The organism is Streptomyces sp. NPDC007856 (genome assembly GCF_042868225.1).
Taxonomy (GTDB): Bacteria; Actinomycetota; Actinomycetes; order Streptomycetales; family Streptomycetaceae; genus Streptomyces.
Genome location: NZ_JBIAEC010000014.1, coordinates 85056 through 103321, shown reverse-complemented (window position 1 = coordinate 103321; position 18266 = coordinate 85056). Strand labels below are relative to the sequence as shown.

Annotated in this window: 21 protein-coding genes and 1 pseudogene; 13 read left to right on the top strand and 9 right to left on the bottom strand. The window is 69.0% G+C overall.

Features of this window, described 5'->3' with window-relative positions; translation table 11 throughout:
* Positions 1-23: 23 nt before the first annotated feature.
* Both ACFYOH_RS30285 and ACFYOH_RS30280 read left to right on the top strand, forming a co-directional pair.
* Complete coding sequence (locus ACFYOH_RS30285) at positions 24-599, top strand: FUSC family protein (protein ID WP_388631967.1); 576 nt, start codon at positions 24-26, stop codon at positions 597-599.
* Between the two features lie 195 nt (positions 600-794).
* Positions 795-1490 (top strand): type 1 glutamine amidotransferase domain-containing protein, encoded by a 696-nt coding sequence (locus tag ACFYOH_RS30280; RefSeq protein ID WP_365587765.1) that lies wholly within the window; start codon positions 795-797, stop codon positions 1488-1490.
* A gap of 175 nt (positions 1491-1665) precedes the next feature.
* Here the strand turns inward: ACFYOH_RS30280 and ACFYOH_RS30275 are convergent, their stop codons facing one another.
* The 4 genes from ACFYOH_RS30275 to ACFYOH_RS30260 form a co-directional block, all read right to left on the bottom strand.
* Positions 1666-2529, bottom strand: a complete 864-nt coding sequence (locus tag ACFYOH_RS30275; RefSeq protein WP_388631964.1) for an SDR family oxidoreductase — start codon at positions 2527-2529, stop codon at positions 1666-1668.
* Positions 2530-2678: 149 nt separating this feature from the next.
* Complete coding sequence (locus ACFYOH_RS30270) at positions 2679-3476, bottom strand: maleylpyruvate isomerase family mycothiol-dependent enzyme (RefSeq protein ID WP_365723145.1); 798 nt, start codon at positions 3474-3476, stop codon at positions 2679-2681.
* A 55-nt stretch (positions 3477-3531) separates the two neighbouring features.
* The gene (locus ACFYOH_RS30265; protein ID WP_388631961.1) at positions 3532-4425 is read right to left on the bottom strand and encodes an NAD(P)-dependent oxidoreductase; all 894 of its coding nucleotides are present in this window, start codon (positions 4423-4425) and stop codon (positions 3532-3534) included.
* 34 nt (positions 4426-4459) lie between these two features.
* Positions 4460-5845 (bottom strand): NADP-dependent succinic semialdehyde dehydrogenase, encoded by a 1386-nt coding sequence (locus tag ACFYOH_RS30260; RefSeq protein WP_365723147.1) that lies wholly within the window; start codon positions 5843-5845, stop codon positions 4460-4462.
* Between the two features lie 982 nt (positions 5846-6827).
* Between ACFYOH_RS30260 and ACFYOH_RS30255 the strand changes: the two are divergent.
* The 4 genes and pseudogenes from ACFYOH_RS30255 to ACFYOH_RS30240 all read left to right on the top strand — a co-directional run.
* Positions 6828-7196: pseudogene (locus ACFYOH_RS30255) on the top strand (Ku protein); the annotation flags it as partial.
* 136 nt (positions 7197-7332) lie between these two features.
* On the top strand, positions 7333-7551 hold the full coding sequence (locus ACFYOH_RS30250; protein WP_388631958.1) for a LexA family protein: 219 nt from the start codon (positions 7333-7335) through the stop codon (positions 7549-7551).
* Positions 7548-7742, top strand: a complete 195-nt coding sequence (locus ACFYOH_RS30245) for a hypothetical protein (RefSeq protein ID WP_388631955.1) — start codon at positions 7548-7550, stop codon at positions 7740-7742. The genes ACFYOH_RS30250 and ACFYOH_RS30245 overlap by 4 nt, the downstream gene beginning before the upstream one ends.
* Positions 7743-7784: 42 nt before the next feature.
* Complete coding sequence (locus ACFYOH_RS30240; protein ID WP_388631953.1) at positions 7785-7982, top strand: hypothetical protein; 198 nt, start codon at positions 7785-7787, stop codon at positions 7980-7982.
* Between the two features lie 394 nt (positions 7983-8376).
* On the opposite strand, the gene ACFYOH_RS30235 is transcribed toward ACFYOH_RS30240, so the two are convergent.
* Together ACFYOH_RS30235 and ACFYOH_RS30230 are read right to left on the bottom strand one after the other, a co-directional pair.
* Positions 8377-8628: a hypothetical protein gene (locus ACFYOH_RS30235; protein WP_244189471.1), complete on the bottom strand. Its 252-nt coding sequence runs from the start codon at positions 8626-8628 to the stop codon at positions 8377-8379.
* Positions 8629-8767: 139 nt separating this feature from the next.
* On the bottom strand, positions 8768-9175 hold the full coding sequence (locus ACFYOH_RS30230) for a helix-turn-helix domain-containing protein (RefSeq protein ID WP_388631950.1): 408 nt from the start codon (positions 9173-9175) through the stop codon (positions 8768-8770).
* Between the two features lie 234 nt (positions 9176-9409).
* Here ACFYOH_RS30230 and ACFYOH_RS30225 point away from each other — a divergent pair, with 234 nt between their 5' ends.
* The 6 genes from ACFYOH_RS30225 to ACFYOH_RS30200 all read left to right on the top strand — a co-directional run bounded on the left by ACFYOH_RS30225 (position 9410) and on the right by ACFYOH_RS30200 (position 15092).
* On the top strand, positions 9410-9625 hold the full coding sequence (locus tag ACFYOH_RS30225; RefSeq protein WP_388631947.1) for a hypothetical protein: 216 nt from the start codon (positions 9410-9412) through the stop codon (positions 9623-9625).
* 43 nt (positions 9626-9668) lie between these two features.
* On the top strand, positions 9669-9887 hold the full coding sequence (locus ACFYOH_RS30220; protein WP_388631945.1) for a hypothetical protein: 219 nt from the start codon (positions 9669-9671) through the stop codon (positions 9885-9887).
* Positions 9888-10023: 136 nt separating this feature from the next.
* Entirely contained in the window at positions 10024-11946 is a 1923-nt protein-coding gene (locus ACFYOH_RS30215; RefSeq protein ID WP_388631942.1) for a hypothetical protein, read from the top strand.
* Between the two features lie 58 nt (positions 11947-12004).
* Positions 12005-12679 carry a hypothetical protein gene (locus ACFYOH_RS30210; protein WP_388631939.1) on the top strand — a complete coding sequence of 225 codons (675 nt, stop codon included), beginning with the start codon at positions 12005-12007 and terminating at the stop codon, positions 12677-12679.
* Positions 12680-12824: 145 nt separating this feature from the next.
* The gene (locus ACFYOH_RS30205; protein ID WP_388631936.1) at positions 12825-14051 is read left to right on the top strand and encodes a 4-hydroxybenzoate 3-monooxygenase; all 1227 of its coding nucleotides are present in this window, start codon (positions 12825-12827) and stop codon (positions 14049-14051) included.
* Between the two features lie 186 nt (positions 14052-14237).
* Positions 14238-15092: a Bax inhibitor-1/YccA family protein gene (locus tag ACFYOH_RS30200; RefSeq protein WP_388631934.1), complete on the top strand. Its 855-nt coding sequence runs from the start codon at positions 14238-14240 to the stop codon at positions 15090-15092.
* Positions 15093-15159: 67 nt separating this feature from the next.
* Here ACFYOH_RS30200 and ACFYOH_RS30195 read toward each other — a convergent pair whose 3' ends face one another.
* The gene (locus ACFYOH_RS30195; protein WP_020940491.1) at positions 15160-15390 is read right to left on the bottom strand and encodes a DUF4287 domain-containing protein; all 231 of its coding nucleotides are present in this window, start codon (positions 15388-15390) and stop codon (positions 15160-15162) included.
* 99 nt (positions 15391-15489) lie between these two features.
* Between ACFYOH_RS30195 and ACFYOH_RS30190 the strand changes: the two genes are divergently transcribed.
* Positions 15490-15801, top strand: a complete 312-nt coding sequence (locus ACFYOH_RS30190; RefSeq protein ID WP_388631932.1) for a hypothetical protein — start codon at positions 15490-15492, stop codon at positions 15799-15801.
* 10 nt (positions 15802-15811) lie between these two features.
* Here the strand turns inward: ACFYOH_RS30190 and ACFYOH_RS30185 are convergent, their stop codons facing one another.
* On the bottom strand, positions 15812-16603 hold the full coding sequence (locus ACFYOH_RS30185; protein WP_388631930.1) for a hypothetical protein: 792 nt from the start codon (positions 16601-16603) through the stop codon (positions 15812-15814).
* A gap of 283 nt (positions 16604-16886) precedes the next feature.
* A complete protein-coding gene (locus ACFYOH_RS30180; protein WP_388631927.1) occupies positions 16887-18107 on the bottom strand; it encodes an acetyl-CoA C-acetyltransferase in 1221 nt (406 codons plus the stop codon).
* Between the last annotated feature and the right edge of the window lie 159 nt (positions 18108-18266).

Below are 18266 nucleotides of genomic sequence, written 5' to 3'. Positions count from 1 at the left end.
TTCCACGAGACAGCGATCGCAGCATGGCGGTGACATCGAGTTCACCGAAGGCGGGGACCGGAAGGCTGCTGAGGTACTCGGTCGAGGTCGGCCTGGCCAGTCTGCTGAGCTACTGGGCGGCGACCAGACTGTGGTTGACCGCTCATCAGCCGTACGAGGAAGGGCAACTCGGTGGCATGTGGGCTGCGATCTCCACGATCTTCGTGATCCGGGAATGCAAAAGGGAGAGTGCGATCGCGGCGATCGCTCGCATGTCGGCGACCCTCATCAGCTTCGTACTCTGCCTGGCATACCTCGCGTTCCTGCCCTTTCACGCCTGGGGCCTCGCCCTGCTCGTGGGCTTGAGCGTCCTGGTGCCCGGGCTGATCGGACGGCCCGGCGACGAAGCGACCGCGGCCATCACCACCACCGTCGTCATGGTCGTCGCAGGACTGAACCCGCACGGGGCCTGGAAACAGCCGCTGCTACGTCTGGCGGACACGGCCATCGGCGTAGCAGCAGGCTTGGTCACGCTGGTCATCGTGCATCAGATCGGCAAGTGGACAGGCAGAGGAAGCGGCCCTCCACCGGATCGATCACCCACGAGTCAGGCCGGCTGACTCCGCACACTCTCGCGACGTGGGCTGTCAGGACGGACGAGTCCCAGTGATTCACCCCAATGGTCCCGCCGAGGATCCGAGCCCGCGGCTCCGAAGTGCGCGACGGCAATGGCCCGCTTAGCGTGCGAAGTGTGCGGGGACTGCCCAGCCGTGGTCGCGCCTGCGCGCGAAGGTCGGGACGAAGGAGCATGGGGTATGGCGAAGGTACTGTTCATCGTCAGCGGTGCCAGCTACTGGGTGCTAAAGGACGGCACGAGGCATGCCACGGGTTACTGGGCGGAAGAGTTCGCGAACCCGTACAAGATCCTCACGGATGCCGGTCACCAAGTGATCATCGCCACTCCGGGCGGCGTGATTCCCACCGTCGACATGATGAGCCTGCGCCCGTCCTTCAACGGTGGTGAGGACGGGGCCCTGCAGCAGGAGAACATCATTCGCGACGCCGAGGGGATGCGGCGGCCGCTCAAGCTCTCGGACGTGCGGCTCGAGGACTACGACGCCGTCTACCTGCCGGGCGGTCACGGGCCGATGCAGGACCTGGCGTTCGACCCCGATACCGGGCGCCTGCTGACCGAGCAGCTGCAGTCGGGCAAGCCGCTGGCGATCGTGTGCCACGCCCCGGCCGCGATGCTGGCCACCCGGATCCACGGTGTCTCGCCGTTCAAGGGCTACAAGATCACGGCCTTCACCAATGACGAGGAGGAGGGCGTAGGGCTGGCCCCCCGAGCCCCGTGGCTGCTGGAGACCGACCTCAAGGAGAAGCTCGGGGTCGACTTCAGCCGGGGTCCGAACTGGGAGCCGTACATGGTCGAGGACCGCAACCTCATCACCGGCCAGAACCCGCACTCGGCCGGGGTCCTCGGCAAACGACTCCTCGAAGTCCTCGCCTGACGGCGTCGCGGCGGCTCAGCCCGCGACCCGGGTGCGACCACGGTCCCGGCACCACGGGGCGCGGCCGGGTCGTGGCCCGCGTGCCATCCGCGCGTCCAGGCTCCGGTAGCGCCGCGTTGGTGTCGTGCGCCCCTGCCGTCCTTGCCGGGGGCCGCCACGTTGATGCGATGCCGGTTCAGGCCGAGACCGGTGTCTCCGGCTTCATCTTGTAGGCGTTCTTGATGGCCTCATGCCGGGTACCGAGGCCATCGGTGACCTTGCGCTCCCACGGAACCCGCTGCAGCTGTTTGGTCTCGTCGATCATGGACTTCGGCTCCAGGTTCCGGAAGCTGTCGACCTCGCCGGCCGCCACGGCCGTCAGCGTGGCGAAGACGGCTTCAGGGTCGAACTGCGCCCGCGGGAAGGCGAGTTCGGAGTAGTCGAACAGTCGCTCCGCGGGGTCGTCCTCCCAGCTCTCCCACGTCTGGAACATCCGGTCGTTGAAGCCGGTCAGGAACGGCCCCGGATTCACCGTGGCGACCTCTATGTTGTACTCCTGCAGCTCGTACGCCATGGTCTCGGCGATCGCCTCGATCGCGTGCTTGGACGCCGAGTAGATACCCGTGAACGGATTGACGTTCAGGCCTTCCCGTGACGAGACCCAGACGATACGGCCCTCGCCGCGCTTGATCATCTGCTTGACGATCCCCTGGGTGAGCAGAAGCGGCCCCGTGACGTTGACCTCGAACTGGTGCCGGATGTTCGCGCCGGGGATGTCGACCGTCGAGCCTCCTTCTCCGACGCCCGCGTTGTTCACGAGGATCTCCACGCCCCAGTCGAGAGCCTTGCGCCGGTCGCCGTCGTTGGTTACGTCGAGCTTCTCCACGTGCAGGTCGACCTTCCGCTCGGCCGCCTGCCACTTCAGGGTCTGCACCTGGGCGTAGATCTCGACGCTGGCGATGACGTCGAATCCCTTCTGGGCCAGCCGCATGGCCGCCTCGAAACCGAAGCCGGAACCGGCTCCCGTGATGAGAACCTTCTTCAGCGACGAATTCGACATGGTGACGCACTTCCTTTTCGTCTGTCCGGTTCGCGATTATCGACTTGTCGATGGTGTTCTCGGAGCTGTTTTGCATTCAAACGGCGAGAGCGGTGCTGCCGCTTGCGACCGCGCCCCGCGGGGGGAAAGGCCAAGAACGGGATCGTGTGTCAGATGATGTCGAGGCGGTCGAGGAACGGCTCGGCGACAGCGGCGTCTCCGGTGATCTCGCAGTGCTCGCGCCACGGAGTGCGGGTGGTACCCCAGCAGATGAAGTCGGCCGCGCTGCTGTGGACCTGGGTCGAGCCGAGGGCGCCAGGCGCAACAGTCAGCCCGGCGGGCCCGCCCTCGGCGGGCAGTATCGTGACCGTCGTGGCACCGGGGCCGGTCAGGTCCAGCACGAGCGGCTCGGTGACCGCGGCGTCCAGGTCGTGACCTTGCATCTGCGGCACCCCGGCGAGCATGAACTCCACGGCCGGAGCCACCAGTTCGTCTGTCGGCGCCGGAACCGTGAACGGCAGCGGCCCCCGCGGGCCGAGCAGGTCGTAACGCAGATGGCAGAGCACATTGAACGCCATGGTGTCGGCCAGCAGATGCCGCGGATAGGTTCCCAAGCCCGGCACCGGTATCGGGTCGTCCGCTCGCGGCGTCTTCTGGCCCGCTTCCAGGAGCTCCAACTGCCGGGGGGTGTAGCGCCTCCACTCGTCGATCACCTCACGGTGATTCCAGCCGCGGCGCTCGTCGACCCGCATGTCGTGGTAGCGCTCGCGAACCTGCGGCCAGGACGGGTCCGGTGTGGGGGGTTCGACCGCTTCATGGGCGAGGGCCGCCAGGTGGGCGATCACATCGATGACCCGCCAGCCTTTGCAGGCGGAGGGCGACTCCCACTGCTCGTCGTCTACCCGTGGAACGATGTCCGCGAGCTGCGCGCTACTCGTCCGCGCCGACGCGACTCCTGCTCGTGTCATCAATGCCTCCTTTCGGCGGGCCCGAACCCGGACCGGTGTCCGGGAGACGGCCCGATCAGGCCGCCCGTCGCGACAGCCGGTACGTGGCCGCCACGTCCGCCCGCCCCTGACCGTGCGCGGCAGCCGACTGCAACCGGTCACGTACGACTTCCGCGATGCCCAGCCGCAGCCCGGCACCGTGAGCAGACTCGGTGATCAAAGCGGCGTCCTTCGCCGCCGCTTCCAGCGGGAAGGACGGTGTGTCGAGGTCGTCGCTGATCATCTTGGGGCCCTTGGACTGCACGTACTTGCTGTCCAGCGCACTGCCGCTGATGACGTTGATCAGCTGGTGGGGGTCGACACCCAGCGCCTCGGCCAGGGTGAGGGACTCGGCGATGCCCTCGACGGTCGTCAGCACCCACGCGTTGTAAGCGAGCTTGAGGCTGCTGGGCTGCCCGATGTGGTCCAGCCAGACGGTGCGCGTGCCCACCGCGTCCAGGACCGGCTGAACACGCTCGCCGGCACACAGGTGCGACGCGGCGGCCAGAATGGTCAGGGTGCCGGCGACGGCCGGCTCCCTCGTGCCCAGCACCGGCGCCTCGACGAAGGCGACGCCGAGTCCGTCGGCCTGCTCCGCCAGGCGCAGGCTGCCCTCGGGCGAGACGGTGCAGCACTGCAGCCACACGGCGTCCCGGTCCAGACCGTCACGGGCCTGGTCCATCACCTCGGACACCACCCGCTCGTTGGCGAGAACGGTCAGTACGACCTTGGCCCCGCGGCAGGCCTCAGCCGCCGTGTCGCACACCACCGCGCCGACCTCGGTCAGCGGCTCGGCCGCAGCCCGCCGGCGGTTCCACACCCGAAGCCCCAGCCCGGCCGCGGCGATGTTCCGCGCCATGGCGTCGCCCATGGTTCCGATCCCGAGGACCGCCACCTCCGGACGGCCCCGGGCCGTGTTGCTGCCGCTCATGCTCCCACCTCCGTGGGGACAGTCCCGCCCGCGCTCAGGCGGCGTCCTGCCCGATCCAGACGGTCTTGGCGTTCATGAACTCACGCATCCCGAGGTCGGACAGTTCGCGTCCGTAGCCGCTGCGCTTGACCCCGCCGAAGGGGATTTCGGGGTAGCTGGTGGTGTTGCCGTTGATGAAGGCCATACCGGACTGCACATCCCGGACGAACAGGTCCCGTTCCGCCTGGTCCTCACTCCACAGGTTCGAACCCAGACCGTACGGGTGGCCGTTGGCGATCTCCAGGGCCTCCTCCAGGGACGCCACGGTCCACACCTGGGCGACCGGGCCGAAGACCTCCTCGTGGAACATCTTCATCTCGTCCGTGATGCCCGTCAGCACGGTCGGCGGGAAGAACCAGCCGGGCCGGTCCGGACGCCTCCCACCCGTCAACACCGTCGCGCCCTTGCCGACCGCGTCGTCCACGTACGCCTCGACGTCCGCCCGGCCGGACTCGGTCGCCAGCGGACCGACATCCGTGGCGTCCTCCATCGGGTCCCCCACCACCAGGGCCGCCATCTTCGCGGTGAACTCCTCCAGGAACGCCTCGGCGACGTCCTCATGGACGAAGAACCGCTTGCCGTTGATGCACGACTGCCCGTTGTTGAGCGTCCGCGCCCTGACCGCCACGTCGGTCGCCCGGTCCAGATCCGTGGACGGCATGACGATGAACGGGTCGGAGCCGCCGAGTTCGAGCACGACCTTCTTGATCACGTCACCGGCGATCCCGCCTACCGAACGTCCCGCCGGCTCACTGCCGGTGAGCGTCGCGGCCGCCACCCGGTCGTCGCGCAGGACCTCCTCGACCCGGCGCGCGGAGATCAGCAGCGTCTGGAACACGTCGTCCGGGAATCCCGCTTCACGGAAGAGCCGCTCCATGTACAGCGCGCACTGCGGCACGTTCGAGGCGTGCTTGAGCACCCCGACGTTCCCCGCCAGCAACGCGGGCGCGGCGAAGCGCATCGCCTGCCACAGCGGCAGGTTCCACGGCATCACCGCCAGCACCACGCCGATCGGCTGGTACGTCACGAAGGACTCCTTGGCGCCGACGTTCCCGGCGTCGTTCCGCAGATCCCGCAGGAAGTCCGGGCCGTGGGCGGCGTAGAAGCGCAGTCCGTGGACGCACTTGGCCACCTCCTCGCGGGCGGCCCGGAGCGTCTTGCCCATCTCCGTGGTGATCATCCGGCTGACGTCGTCGGCGTCCTTCTCCAGCACATCGGCTGCCTGGTTCAGCCATTGAGCGCGCTGCTCAACGCTCGTGAGGCGATAGGACCTTGCCGCGGCGGCGGCCCGCTCCAGCTTGTCGTCCAACTGCTCGGCGGTGAGTTCCTCGAAGGTCCTGATGACCTCGCCCGTCACAGGATTCGTGGTCGCGATAGCCATAAAATGAGGCTAGTTCCGTCGTTCATTTGTAGCAAAAGGTGTCACGTCGCCCTGCGTGAGACACCATGACCCCCGGTAGGCGAATGCCATTGGCGTCGCGCCGCAATCCGGGGCGGATCAACGCTGCGGGCGATAGCCGGTGACGGCAGAGAACAGGGTCGGGCCCGGATCGGTCAAGACGAGTGATGATCTGGTGGAAAAGGCTTCCTCAGCACGCGAAAACGGACTTCAACGATGCCGAGCGGCACTACAGCTGCGCCATTCTCCAGGCACCGTTCCCGGTGGACGGATATGGCTCGGCCCTGCGGGTGCATTCGCTGTGAACTTCTTACTCCGCCCTTCAGCAGTACGTCGACGTAATACCGCAGTCCCCCAGGAATCACGAAGCAGGTCTACGAGGCGGACAGGTGCCATAAGCCCGATACCCTCGGCTACGATCGTGACATAATGCCTTTCCCTCTTTCGTCTCGATAAATAACATCGATCGAAGAAATGTTGGCGTTCCAGCTCGTACCGCCACGCCGACCCTCGGTCCGAACTCCTCTCCTTTTGAGGATCCGCACGATTCCCAACCCAAAGAACACCAACGCTGGCACATACACAAAGAAGATGCCCAAATCGGCACCTTTCGCGTCAATAGAGCTCTCGCTGTCAGCGGCAGCGGATCAAGGAATGGCGTATCGCGTGTCGCCGCGCGGATCAAGTGGTCGGTAGAGCCTTCGTGGGCGAGTCCAGTTCCGTCGAGCGCGATCAGTAGTCGAAGAAGTGACGTCAGCCCGAACCGACCTCGCGCCATCGACGTGGGCACAGCGCTGACCTGTGCTCGCGGGGTGGTCATTGGTTGTTGATGGTCGCTGTGGGCCACTCTTCGACGGCCCACAGACGGCCCAGCCCTCACCTCCCGGCGACGCGGCGCCGCGCATGCGGGGCAGATGCGTCGTTCGTACGCTGGTGGTGCTCGGGGCTACTGCGGAGGTTGGCCATGCCCCGAACCATCTGGTCCGGCGCGATCAGCTTTGGCCTGGTCACCGTGCCAATCAACGTGGTCGGTGCGACCGAGGACCACAGCATCCGCTTCCACCAGTACCATCTGGCCGACCGAGGCCGGATCCGGTACCGGAAGGTGTGCGAGCTGGAGGACCGCGAGGTCGACCAGTCCGAGATCGGCAAGGGCTACGAACTGACCAAGACGCAGGTCATCCCCATCACGGACGAGGACCTCAGCAACCTGCCACTGCCGACTGCGAGGGCCATCGAGATCGATGCGTTCGTGCCGCTGGAGTCCATCGACCCGCTGAAGATCGCCGAGGGCTACTACCTCCAGCCGTCCGGCCCAGTCGCGGAAGCTCCCGGGTGGCCTGCTGCTCGACGACGCGGCGGGCGAAGCGCAGGGCGTCGAGGCGAGAGAGCTCCTCGCCCATGGGCCTGCTCCTGACTGCCGTGTGTCCACTTGCCCGGAAATTCGAACATGCGCTCTAATCCAGATTGTGCACCGCGTAGACCACCTCACCCCCGTCCAGGAGCGCATCCTCCGCTGCATCCGGGACGCGATCGCCGACCAGGGCGAGGCTCCGACCGTGGCCGAGATCGGCGAGGCCGTCGGTTTGCGTAGCCGGTCATCCGTCCACTACCAGCTCGTCGAGCTCGAATCGAAGCAGGCGATCGTCCGCGAGCCCGGCCGGTACAGAGGGATCCGACTCGCATGACCAGCCCCGGCCGCTATCACCTGCTGCTCACCACCCGCGGCCGGCCGATACAGCACGGCTGGTGGGCGAGCGAGGACACCGCACGCGACAAGTTCCGACGCTGGGTCGGCGCCGTCGGCAGCACGCCAGACCCGCGGGTCACCCTCGCCGACGAGGAGACCGGCACCATGTTGACGGCCTGGCCCGAGTAGCCGTAGCCGTCTGCCATCCTGACCAGGATCAAGGAGGCGAACATGGCCGACCGCTCGTACCCGCACCGCGACCGAGCCCTCGCGCAACTGCGGCGCCAGGAACCCGCGCTTCGATTCCGGTCCACCCCGAATCTGCGTGTCGTGGTGCCAGACCAGCGGATCGTCGTGCGCGGTCTGCTGGAAGACACCGTTGGCGTTGTGGCCGAGCCACTCGGTGACCGGGGTGCCGAGCAGCCGTGAGAACTCCTCGCGCAGGCCGGGCCAGAGGTACTGGTGGTCGCTGCGCAGCCCTTTGAAGTGCTCCGGATCGGTGTGGTAGCCCCGCGCTCAGCGCGATCTCGCGCACCTCGTCCGGGTCGTCGAGGAAGTCGTCCACGGAGAGCAGATGCGGCACGCTCGGGGTGAACAGCCGCTTGGCGGCCGGTCGGCGTCGCGCGTTCTCGAGGGAGCGGCGGGGGACCCGCCACGGTCTTCCAGCACCACGGCGGTTTCACCGCCGAAATTGACCTGCTCCCCCGGGTGGAATGGCATGGACAGACTTCTTTCGCCGCGTGCTGACTGACGCCCGGAGAACACCAACCAAAATCTGGCAATTGGGCAATTCCGACACGCAGTTACCCGACCTCGCAGCTCCTCACCCCTCGTACACGGTCAGGACCGCACCGTCCACCTCGATGCGCCGGCCCGCCCGGAGCCCGTCCGTGCGCAGGGTGCGCAGGCAGGCGTGGAACAGCTCCAGCTCGTCCGCGTCCAGGATCGCGGCGGCCAGATCCAGCAGTTCGGTCACCGCGTCCTCGGTGAGCACCTCCGGCAGTTCGCCGGAGAGCAGGACGACCGATTCACCGGCGGGACCCCGGACCACCGCGGTGGCCGGCCCGCCATGCACGAACAACACGTTCCCCCCAAAGGACCCGGGTAGCACGGCTCTCGCTTCCCGGGCAGGACGAGAGACTAGCGGGGGATGTGGGACTGTTCGGGCGAAGTTGCATGATTTTTCCGGCGCGCCCCGGAAGCGGGCACTCCGGTCACTTCTCCGGCGTCGACGGCGCGGAGCGCCCCAGCAGGGACTCGACCAGGGCGGCGACATGCCGGCGGTCCTCGGCCGACAGCTGCTGCACGCTGGCGATGAGCAGTTCCACCTCGGGGTCGGTCGCGCGAGCGGCCGTACTGTCGGCGTCCGGGGCGGCCGGGCCGCCGTAGACGTGGATGCCGCAGGCCTCGGCGGCCGCCCGGCGCACGGTGTCCAGTGGCAGCTGAAGGCCCTTGGCCAGGCCCTCCAGGGTGGTGGCCTGGGGCATGCGGACGACCCGGTCGGCCGTGGCCAGGTGGTGGACGGTGGAGCGGGGTACAGCGCCGCGCCGCGCCACGTCGCCGTAGGACCAGCCCTTGGCATCGAGACGCTCACGGATCAACCGCTGCAGTGCGTTGGCCACTGAAGTCCACTTCCTGCTCGCCGCTCTACCTGACCGTGCCTGTCAGCGCCGATTCTACGGTCGGGTAGCGGGACCGCCGAAAGGGTGATTCACCGGATCGGGGTTGCGGAGCGGTGCCGCGAGGCTCTAGTGTCCAATCTCGTTGGACAGTTCGTCCGACCAAGTTGGACAGAGTGCGGGGGGAACCTGACTCTCTCCGACCGGAACTGCCTGTTTCCCAAGGGGGAATCGACCATGTTGAACGCCCATGAGCTCGACGCCGAGTCCGCGGAGCTGCTGCCGGGCCGCGAGGCCCTCGGCCGGCTGAAGTTCTGCTTCGGCCGCACGGTGAACGTGACCAAGCACATCGCGAACATCAACGCCCACAACGAGTCCGCCGCCCTGAACGACCACTCCTCGTGGTCCGTGGCCGACTCCGGCGCCGGTCAGACCATCAGCGTCAGCCAGTAGCCCGCGCGCACCCGACCCGACCACCACGAAAGGAACCACCACCATGAGCATGGACATGCGCGAGCTGGACGGCGAGTCCGCGGAGCTGCTGCCGGGCCGTGAGGCCCTGGGCCGGCTGAAGTTCAGCTTCGGCCGGACGGTGAACGTGACCAAGCACGTCGCGAACATCAACGCCCACAACGAGTCGGCGGCCATGAACGACCACTCCTCGTGGTCGGACGCCGAGTCGTCGGCCCAGCAGACGATCACCGTCACGCAGTAACGGCACCACGGCCGTGGGGACGGACCGCACCCGCCCGAAGGGGCGCGCCGAGCGCCCCGGAGGGCACCAGGCACAGGGCGTGCGGGTGGTCCGTCCCCGCGGTCTTTTCCGGGGGGAACGTGGGGGGAGACCACAGATGACGGTGCTCGACGACGGCACCAGCGCGCTGTACGACACCGGTCCGGTACCCGGGCCCGGCGGCTGGCCGGTGACGTACGAACAGGTGACGACCGGCAGCCTGCCGGCCGTCGGAACGCCGGTCCGGCCCGCCCCGCGGCTCAGCGCGGGACTGCGGCTGCACGGCGAGTACCAGGGTTCGGGCTTCACCGAACCGAAGTACATCGCCCGTCGGGGGGACGGGCAGGTCGTCCAGCTGTCGCGACTGCTGTACCTGGTGGCGTCGTCCATCGACGGCGTCCGTGACGTCGAGACGATCGCCCACCGGGTCAGCGCCCGCTACGGCCGCGAGGTGAGCGGCGAGAACATCCGCTACCTGGTGGAGAACAAGCTCGAACCGCTCGGCGTGTGCGTGCCCGAGGGCCAGGAGGACGACGAGGTCGACGCCCCGCGCTCCGACCTGCTGCTCGCCCTCAAGGGCCACCGGGTGATCTTCGACGAACGACGTACGGCGCGGATCGCGCGGGCCCTGGCCTGGCTGCACCGCCCGGCCGTGGTCGCCGCCGTGCTGCTCACGGCGCTTGCGATGGACGTCTGGCTGTTCGGCTTCTTCGGGGCGATCGAACCGGTGCTGGAGGTCATGGACCAGCCGGTGCTGATCCTCATCGTCTTCGTCCTCACCGTGGCCTCGCTCGTCTTCCACGAGTTCGGCCACGCCTCCGCCTGCCGGTACGGCGGTGCCCGGCCCGGCTGCATCGGCTGCGGGCTGTTCCTCATCTGGCCGTCGATGTACACCGACGTCACCGACGTCTACCGGATCTCCCGGGCCGGCCGGCTCCGCACGGACCTCGGCGGGGTGTACTTCAACGTCGTCTTCATGCTGGCCATGGCCGGGGCCTACTTCGCCACCGGGGCGCAGTTCTTCCTGGCCGCCGTCTACCTCGGGCACTTCGAGATCCTGGAACAGCTGATGCCGGCCGTCCGCCTGGACGGCTACTACATCCTCGGCGACCTCGCCGGAGTTCCCGATCTCTACGGCAAGATCAGGCCGATCCTGTTCTCGCTCGTGCCGGGTGCGAAGGGCCGGGCGGCGCGTGCGGAGGTCGCCGGGCTGAAGAGGTCCGCGCGCACCATCGTGGCCGGCTGGGTGCTGACGATGGTGCCGTTGATCATCGGCGAGATGGGCTACGCGCTGTGGAACCTGCCCCGGATCCTCACCACGATGGTCCGCTCGCTGACCGAGCAACTCCTCGGCACCGGCGAGGCGTTCGCACACGGACAGATCGTCGCCGGGCTCGTCGGGGTGATCGGCAGCGTGATGCTGCTGTGCCCGATGGCCGGCGTCGTCTATCTGTCGGTGAAGATCGGCGGCCGGCTCTTCCGGGCCGCGAAGCGCTCCACCGCCGGACGGCCCCGGCTGCGCCTCGCGCTGTGCGTGCTCGCCCTCGCCGGACTGACCGGGCTCTCCTACGCCTGGGTGTCCGGGGTGACCCCGAAGCCGCTCCCGAAGAAGCCCCCGATCGCACCGATCCTGCAGCCCGGGGTGCCGACCGAGGAGCCCTCGCCGCGGGACGCCTCGACTCCGGGGCCCGGCGGGCGCGGCGGGTACGGCACCGGCGGCGCCTCCGTGTCGCCCTCGGCGGTGCCGGCAGCGTCCGCGTCGGCGTCGGGCGCCGGGTCGTCGCCGAACACCTCGATGAGCGCGTCCGCCTCCGCGCCGCAGTCCTCGGCGGCCGATCCGGCACCGGGCGCGCCGACCGGCTCGCAGTCCCATCAGCCGGAGACCTCCACCGGTGGCACCACCGCGAGCACGACCCCGCCCAGCAGCCCGGACCCCGGCCCCCCGACATCCCCGACCCCGTCGGAGAGCGTCCCCGCGTCACCGACCGCAAGCCCCACGCCCGCACCGTCCGGTGGCTCGCCCGCACCGGCGTCGTCCTGACGCCTCATCAGCCATGTCCGGCCCTCCCGGGCCGTCCGAACAACGTACGGAGACCCCAATGAGCAGCCATCGCAAGGCACGCTCCAGCAACCACCCCCTCGCCCGCCGCGCCCTGGGCCTCGGCCTGTTCGCGGCCGGAATCGCCGGTGCGGCCACCGCCGTACCGGCCCAGGCGGCGACCGGCGCCGCGCACGCGGCCTTCGCGTCCGACCACGTCTTCAGCCACGCCGACCGGGCCCATCACACGCGGGCCGAGGACTCCTTCACCATCCGTCAGTTCGGCACCGTCAACGCGGCGGGGGTGCGCAACCAGGCCAACGCGGTCTCCGCCGGCTGCTCGGCCGACGACCACTGCCGGTCGGTCGCGCTGTCCTTCCAGATCGTCACGATCGCCGGTGAGCACACGCACCTGAACGCCGTGAACCTCAGCGACGCGGCCAACAAGGAGTGCACCGGCTGCCAGACCCTCGCCGGTGCCTACCAGTTCGTCGTCTCCACGCCGGCACCGCTCACCCTCGACGACGGCGCCCGGCAGCAGCTCGCCGACATCCACCGCCGGCTGGACGTGCTGACCCACTCCACGCTGCCCGCGGCCGAGCTGAGGACCCGGGTCGACGGCCTGGCGGGCGAGGTGACCGCGGTCCTGCACGACGCGGTCGCCCACGCGCCGAAGGCGGAGGCGCAGCCGACCGTCACCCTGCACCGCCACCTGGACGGCTGGCCGGGTCACTGAACCCTTGTCGACAGGGTCCCGCGCCCCTGCAGGGGCGCGATGGGCCCATTGACATCGGTCGGCCCCCGGCGCAGACTCTGGGCGCAGTCGGTGAACAAAAGTTCACCACGCGAACGACGTAGAGTCGACCCGAAGGGACGAACCGATGCGCACGACCGTCGGGATCATCGGAGCGGGACCGGCCGGACTGCTGCTCGCGCGGCTGCTGCACCGCGCCGGCATCGATTCGGTCGTCCTGGAGAGCCGCGACCGCGCCTACGTGGAACATCGGCAACGCGCCGGAATCCTGGAGCAGGGCACGGTCGACGTGCTGCGCGCGGTCGGCGCCGGGGAGCGGATGGACCAGGAGGGCCTGCGGCACGACGGCATCGAGCTGCGCTTCGACCGGCGCCGCCACCGCGTCGACCTCCCCGGCCTGACCGGCGGCCGGTCGGTGACGGTGTACGCCCAGACCGAGGTCTGCAAGGACCTGATCGCCCTTCAGCTGAAGGGGGGCGGGCCGCTGCTGTTCGAGGCGGAGGCGCTGGCGGTGGAGGGCGCGGACGGCGACCGGCCGCGCATCCGGTTCAGGTACCGGGGCCGCGAGGACGTGCTGGAGTGCGACTACGCCGTCGGCTGCGACGGCTTCTGGGGGGTGGCCCGGGCGGCCTTCCCGGCCGCCCTGTCCCACGTGTTCGAACGGACGTACCCCTACGCCTGGCTCGGCGTCCTCGCCGACGTCGCGCCCTCCCACGACGAACTCGTCTACGCCCGCCACGACCGCGGCTTCGCTCTCCTGTCCATGCGCCCGCCCGTCACCCGCCACCACCCTTCCAAGGAAGTCGCTTCGCTCCCTGTCGAATCCTTCGTCTCCCGCCTCTACCTCCAGGTACCCGCCGGCACGAACGCCGACGACTGGACCGACGACGAGATCTGGACGGAGCTGGAACGCCGATGCGAGACGGACGACGACTGGCGGCTGGAACGCGGCCCCATCACCCAGAAGTCGGTCACGCCCATGCGCTCCTTCGTGCACGAGCCGATGCGCCACGGCCGGCTCTTCCTCGCCGGTGACTCCGCTCACATCGTGCCGCCGACCGGAGCCAAAGGGCTGAACCTCGCCGTCGGCGACGTCGTCACCCTCGCCCGCGCCCTCGTCCACGAGAAGGAGACCGGCTCGGCGGACCTCCTCGACGCCTACTCCGCGACCTGCCTGCGCCGCGTCTGGCAGGCCGAACGGTTCTCCTACGACATGACGACGATGCTCCATCCGGCCCCGGACGCCACGCCCTTCGACGCCCGTCTCCAGCGGGCCCGGCTGGAGCGGATCGCCTCCTCCCGCGCGGCCGAGACCGACCTGGCCGAGGCGTACACCGGATTCCCGCTGGGTTAGCGGCACGTCTCGGCGAGGTAGCAGGTTCGTCATGGAACCCGATCACCCATGGCCGGGAATCACCGGTGCGCGTAGCGTGTTGGCGAGCACGGCAGGGGAAAGATCCTCCTCAGGTATCATGGTCGGTCCTTTGCCAATCCATTACTCTTGAGCCAAGGCTGCGCACGGCAGCCATGGAGGAGTGAAATGAGGAGCAGTAACCCGGTCTTCTCGCGACGGGGGTTCAGCCGCGACAACGGCTACGCCGGCTTCAACACCGCACCGCAGGCCGGGTATGCACAGGGCAACCCGTACGCGCAGAACCCCTACGCCCAGAACCCGTACGCGCAGCAGGGCGTCGGCGCCCCGCCGCAGGCCCCGGTCACCACCGACCGGATGACGATGGACGACGTCGTCGTCCGCTCGGCCATCACCCTCGGCACCGTCGCCGTCGGCGCCGTCCTCGCCTGGGCGCTGCTGCCGGTCACGGCGACCAGCTACGGCCTGGCGATCGGCTCCGCGATCGTCGCGTTCGTCCTGGCGATGGTCCAGAACTTCAAGCGGACCCCGTCGCCCGCGCTGATCCTCGGGTACGCCGCCTTCGAGGGCGTCTTCCTCGGCGTCATCAGCGAGATGTACAACAGCCGCTGGAGCGGCGCCCCCTTCCAGGCGGTGCTCGGCACCATGGCGGTCTCGGCCGCGACCCTGCTCGTCTACAAGGCCGGCTGGATCCGCGTCACCGCCCGCTACGCCCGCATCGGCATGGCCATCGCCATGGCGTTCCTGGTGGTCATGGCGGTCAACCTGCTGCTGGTCGTGTTCGGCGTCGCCGAGAACGGCGGCCTGCGCAGCTTCGGCCCGCTCGGTGCGCTCGTCAGCATCGTCGCCATCGTGCTCGGCGCGTTCTTCCTGACCCTCGACTTCAAACAGATCGAGGACGGCATCGCCTACGGCGCCCCGCGCAACGAGTCCTGGCTCGCCGCGTTCGGTCTCACCGTGACCCTGGTGTGGATCTACCTGGAGATGCTGCGGCTGGTGGCGATCTTCACCAACAACGACTAGCGCCTGCGCCGGTCATGAGGAGGGCCCCGGGTTCCGACCCGGGGCCCTTCGCCGTCCTGAGCGGCGGCTAGAGCAGCTTCCGTGCTGCCCTCCTCAGGTCGTACTCGTGGACGATCGCCTTCGCGTGGCCGTACGCGAGGTCGTACTCGTGCCGGAGCCAGCTGACCTTCTCCTCGAAGCGGAACAGGGCGGGGCCTTCTTCAACGGTGCGCAGCCAGTCGGAGACTTCGCGACCGGTGCAGTGGGGGATGCGGGCGAGCAGATTGCGGTGGGTCTCCTCCGAGAAGAGCTGGGACATCGGCGCCTCCGAACGCAAAGGGGATGTAAGCCGGTCCTTCACGTCACCGTGCCTGAGCGTTCGCGTATTGGCAACAGTGCGGCACGTTACGCTCGGCGCGTGGTTGATACGACGCCCTTGACCCGAGCAGTGGATCACTTCGCCGACAGGTTGCGCGCGGCGCCGCAGAGCCGGCTTCAGCGGGGTGCCGCGGCCGAGGCTCTCGAACTGGCCAGGGAGTTGGCCCGGCGCGCCCAGGCCGTCGAGGAGCCCGGGAGCGAGCCTCGCCAGATGCCGGACGCCGGGATGTTCGCCGCGGCCGATCAGATTCTGGTGGCCGCACACGACTTGGCGGTCGTGTTGCGGAGCGACGACGAAGTCGCCGAAGCGGTTCGGGTGGTCGAGGAGGCGCGTCAGCGGGCGGGGGTCTGAGCGCCGCTCTCTACAGGGACGCGATGACCCTGTCCGCCAGGATGTAGACCATGTTCTGGTCGTCCTCGCCGTAGGCGAAGGTGAGGGTGTAGGCGCCCGAGATGCCGGAACCGCCGAGCAGGTACGGGGCCTCGCCCGCGTCCACCGCTGCCGCCAGGCGTTCGGCGGTCTCGCGGTGGCCGGGGGTCATGCACAGGGTGGTGCCGTCGGCGAAGACGTAGACGTCGAGGGTGCCGAGGGGACCCGGGCGGACGTCGGAGAGCTCGACGCGGTCGGCGGCCAGCTGCTCCAGCGTGGTCACCGTGCGCTCATGGTCGTTCACCGCCGACGACTGCACCGGGACGAAGTCGGGGTGCGAGGGGTGACGGCGGCGGGCCGCGGCCAGTTCCGGGGACTCCCCGGCGAACTCGTCGGCGTCGGCGGTCGGCTCGGTCACCGGCTCCAGGCCGGCGAAGTCGGTCTGCCGGGGCAGGAACAGCTCGGTGTCCGGCAGGCCGAGCAGGGTCGGGGTGTCGGAGGCGTCACGGGCCTCCTGCGCGGCCCAGAAGGCACGCGCCTCGGCCAGCTCCCGCTCCCGCTCCTCGGCGAGCGCCTCGGCCACGGCGGCGCGTATCTGGTCGGCGTCGGTGCCGCTGCGGGCGTGCGGCAGCAGTGCGCGCATGGCGGCCGACTGGTTCTCGGCGAGCTGGGTCTGCAGCTCCGCCAGCTGGCGGCGCAGCTTCAGAACGGTGCGCAGGACGGCGACGCCCACGGCGCCGGTGGCGGCCGTGGTGAGCAGCAGGGCGATCGGCATGGCGCTCACTGACGTACTCCCGGTTCAAAGTCGACCCCCGACTTCCTACATCAGCTTGAAGGGCGGACTAAGCAGCTGTCAGTGCGTAACGTCACGAAACGGACAGGACTTTGGCTTCGTGGTGTCGTCGCGGACCGCGCTGGCCTGCGCTGACCTGCACCGATGTGTCGGGTGAGCGAGATAGGTCACATCCTGGGGGAGATTGGATCACGAAAAGACCCGGAACCGTGGAGTTTCCTCGGTTCCGGGTCGTTTCCTGACGTAAGGTGCCCGCCTCGCTACGGACGGTGGATCAGCTGAGGCGCTCGATGACCATCGCCATGCCCTGGCCGCCGCCGACGCACATCGTCTCCAGGCCGAACTGCTTGTCGTGCCACTGCAGGGAGTTGATGAGCGTGCCGGTGATCCGGGCGCCGGTCATGCCGAAGGGGTGGCCGACGGCGATGGCGCCGCCGTTGACGTTCAGCCTGTCGATGTCGATGCCGAGCTCACGGTAGGAGGGGATCACCTGGGCGGCGAAGGCCTCGTTGATCTCGACCAGGTCGATGTCGTCGATGGTGAGGCCGGCGCGCCGCAGCGCCTGCTTGCTCGCCTCGACCGGGCCGAGGCCCATGATCTCGGGGGAGAGGCCGGAGACGCCGGTGGACACGATCCGGGCGAGCGGGGTCAGGCCCAGCTCGCGGGCCTTGGTGTCGCTCATGATGACGACGGCGGCGGCACCGTCGTTGAGCGGGCAGCAGTTGCCGGCGGTGACGAGTCCGTCCGGGCGGAAGACCGGTTTGAGGCCCGCGACGCCCTCCAGGGTGACGCCGGGGCGGGGGCCGTCGTCCTTGCTGACGACCGTGCCGTCGGGGAGGGTCACCGGGGTGATCTCGCGCTCCCAGAAGCCGTTCTTGATGGCCTGCTCGGCCAGGTTCTGCGAGCGGACGCCGAACTCGTCCATCTCCTGGCGGGTGATGCCCTTGGCGCGGGCCAGGTTCTCGGCGGTCTGGCCCATCGCGATGTAGGGGTCGGGCAGCAGGCCGTCCTCGCGCGGGTCGTGCCAGGTCGTGCCCTCCTGCTGGGCGACCGCCTCGGTGCGGGCCTCGGCCTCGGCGAACAGCGGGTTGTGCGTGTCCGGCAGGCCGTCGGAGCTGCCCTTGATGAAACGGGAGACCGTCTCGACACCGGCCGAGATGAAGACGTCGCCCTCGCCGGCCTTGATGGCGTGCAGCGCCATGCGGGAGGTCTGCAGGGACGAGGAGCAGTACCGGGTGATCGTGCAGCCCGGCAGGTGGTCCATGCCCATCTGTACGGCGACGATCCGGCCGAGGTTGTGACCCTGCTCGCCGCCGGGGAGGCCGCAGCCGAGCATCAGGTCGTCGATGTCCTTGGGGTCCAGCTCGGGGATCTTGGCGAGCGCGGCCTGGATGATCGTGGCGGTCAGGTCGTCGGGGCGCAGGTCCTTCAGGGAGCCCTTGACGGCGCGGCCGATGGGGGAGCGGGCGGTCGAGACGATGACGGCTTCGGGCATCACGGCTCCAGTGAACGGGGGTTTGCTTTTCGGGCAGGGCCGGTTGGGAAGTTACCGCTACGTATGGGCAAGGTCACCGGTCTTGGCGTGTGACACTGGCCGCAATTTACTAAGCGCTTGCTTGGGCCCGGGCGGCCTGGCGGACAGAGGTGAACGCCG

Coding starts and splice junctions, on each gene's coding strand:
- ACFYOH_RS30265 (WP_388631961.1), bottom strand. CDS start 4,425: ATGAGCGGCAGCAACACGGCCCGGGGCCGTCCGGAGGTGGCGGTCCTC.
- ACFYOH_RS30260 (WP_365723147.1), bottom strand. CDS start 5,845: ATGGCTATCGCGACCACGAATCCTGTGACGGGCGAGGTCATCAGGACC.
- ACFYOH_RS30215 (WP_388631942.1), top strand. CDS start 10,024: ATGACGGTGCTCGACGACGGCACCAGCGCGCTGTACGACACCGGTCCG.
- ACFYOH_RS30240 (WP_388631953.1), top strand. CDS start 7,785: ATGGCCGACCGCTCGTACCCGCACCGCGACCGAGCCCTCGCGCAACTG.
- ACFYOH_RS30270 (WP_365723145.1), bottom strand. CDS start 3,476: ATGACACGAGCAGGAGTCGCGTCGGCGCGGACGAGTAGCGCGCAGCTC.
- ACFYOH_RS30275 (WP_388631964.1), bottom strand. CDS start 2,529: ATGTCGAATTCGTCGCTGAAGAAGGTTCTCATCACGGGAGCCGGTTCC.
- ACFYOH_RS30220 (WP_388631945.1), top strand. CDS start 9,669: ATGAGCATGGACATGCGCGAGCTGGACGGCGAGTCCGCGGAGCTGCTG.
- ACFYOH_RS30195 (WP_020940491.1), bottom strand. CDS start 15,390: ATGTCCCAGCTCTTCTCGGAGGAGACCCACCGCAATCTGCTCGCCCGC.
- ACFYOH_RS30180 (WP_388631927.1), bottom strand. CDS start 18,107: ATGCCCGAAGCCGTCATCGTCTCGACCGCCCGCTCCCCCATCGGCCGC.
- ACFYOH_RS30225 (WP_388631947.1), top strand. CDS start 9,410: ATGTTGAACGCCCATGAGCTCGACGCCGAGTCCGCGGAGCTGCTGCCG.
- ACFYOH_RS30280 (WP_365587765.1), top strand. CDS start 795: ATGGCGAAGGTACTGTTCATCGTCAGCGGTGCCAGCTACTGGGTGCTA.
- ACFYOH_RS30245 (WP_388631955.1), top strand. CDS start 7,548: ATGACCAGCCCCGGCCGCTATCACCTGCTGCTCACCACCCGCGGCCGG.
- ACFYOH_RS30200 (WP_388631934.1), top strand. CDS start 14,238: ATGAGGAGCAGTAACCCGGTCTTCTCGCGACGGGGGTTCAGCCGCGAC.
- ACFYOH_RS30210 (WP_388631939.1), top strand. CDS start 12,005: ATGAGCAGCCATCGCAAGGCACGCTCCAGCAACCACCCCCTCGCCCGC.
- ACFYOH_RS30205 (WP_388631936.1), top strand. CDS start 12,825: ATGCGCACGACCGTCGGGATCATCGGAGCGGGACCGGCCGGACTGCTG.
- ACFYOH_RS30285 (WP_388631967.1), top strand. CDS start 24: ATGGCGGTGACATCGAGTTCACCGAAGGCGGGGACCGGAAGGCTGCTG.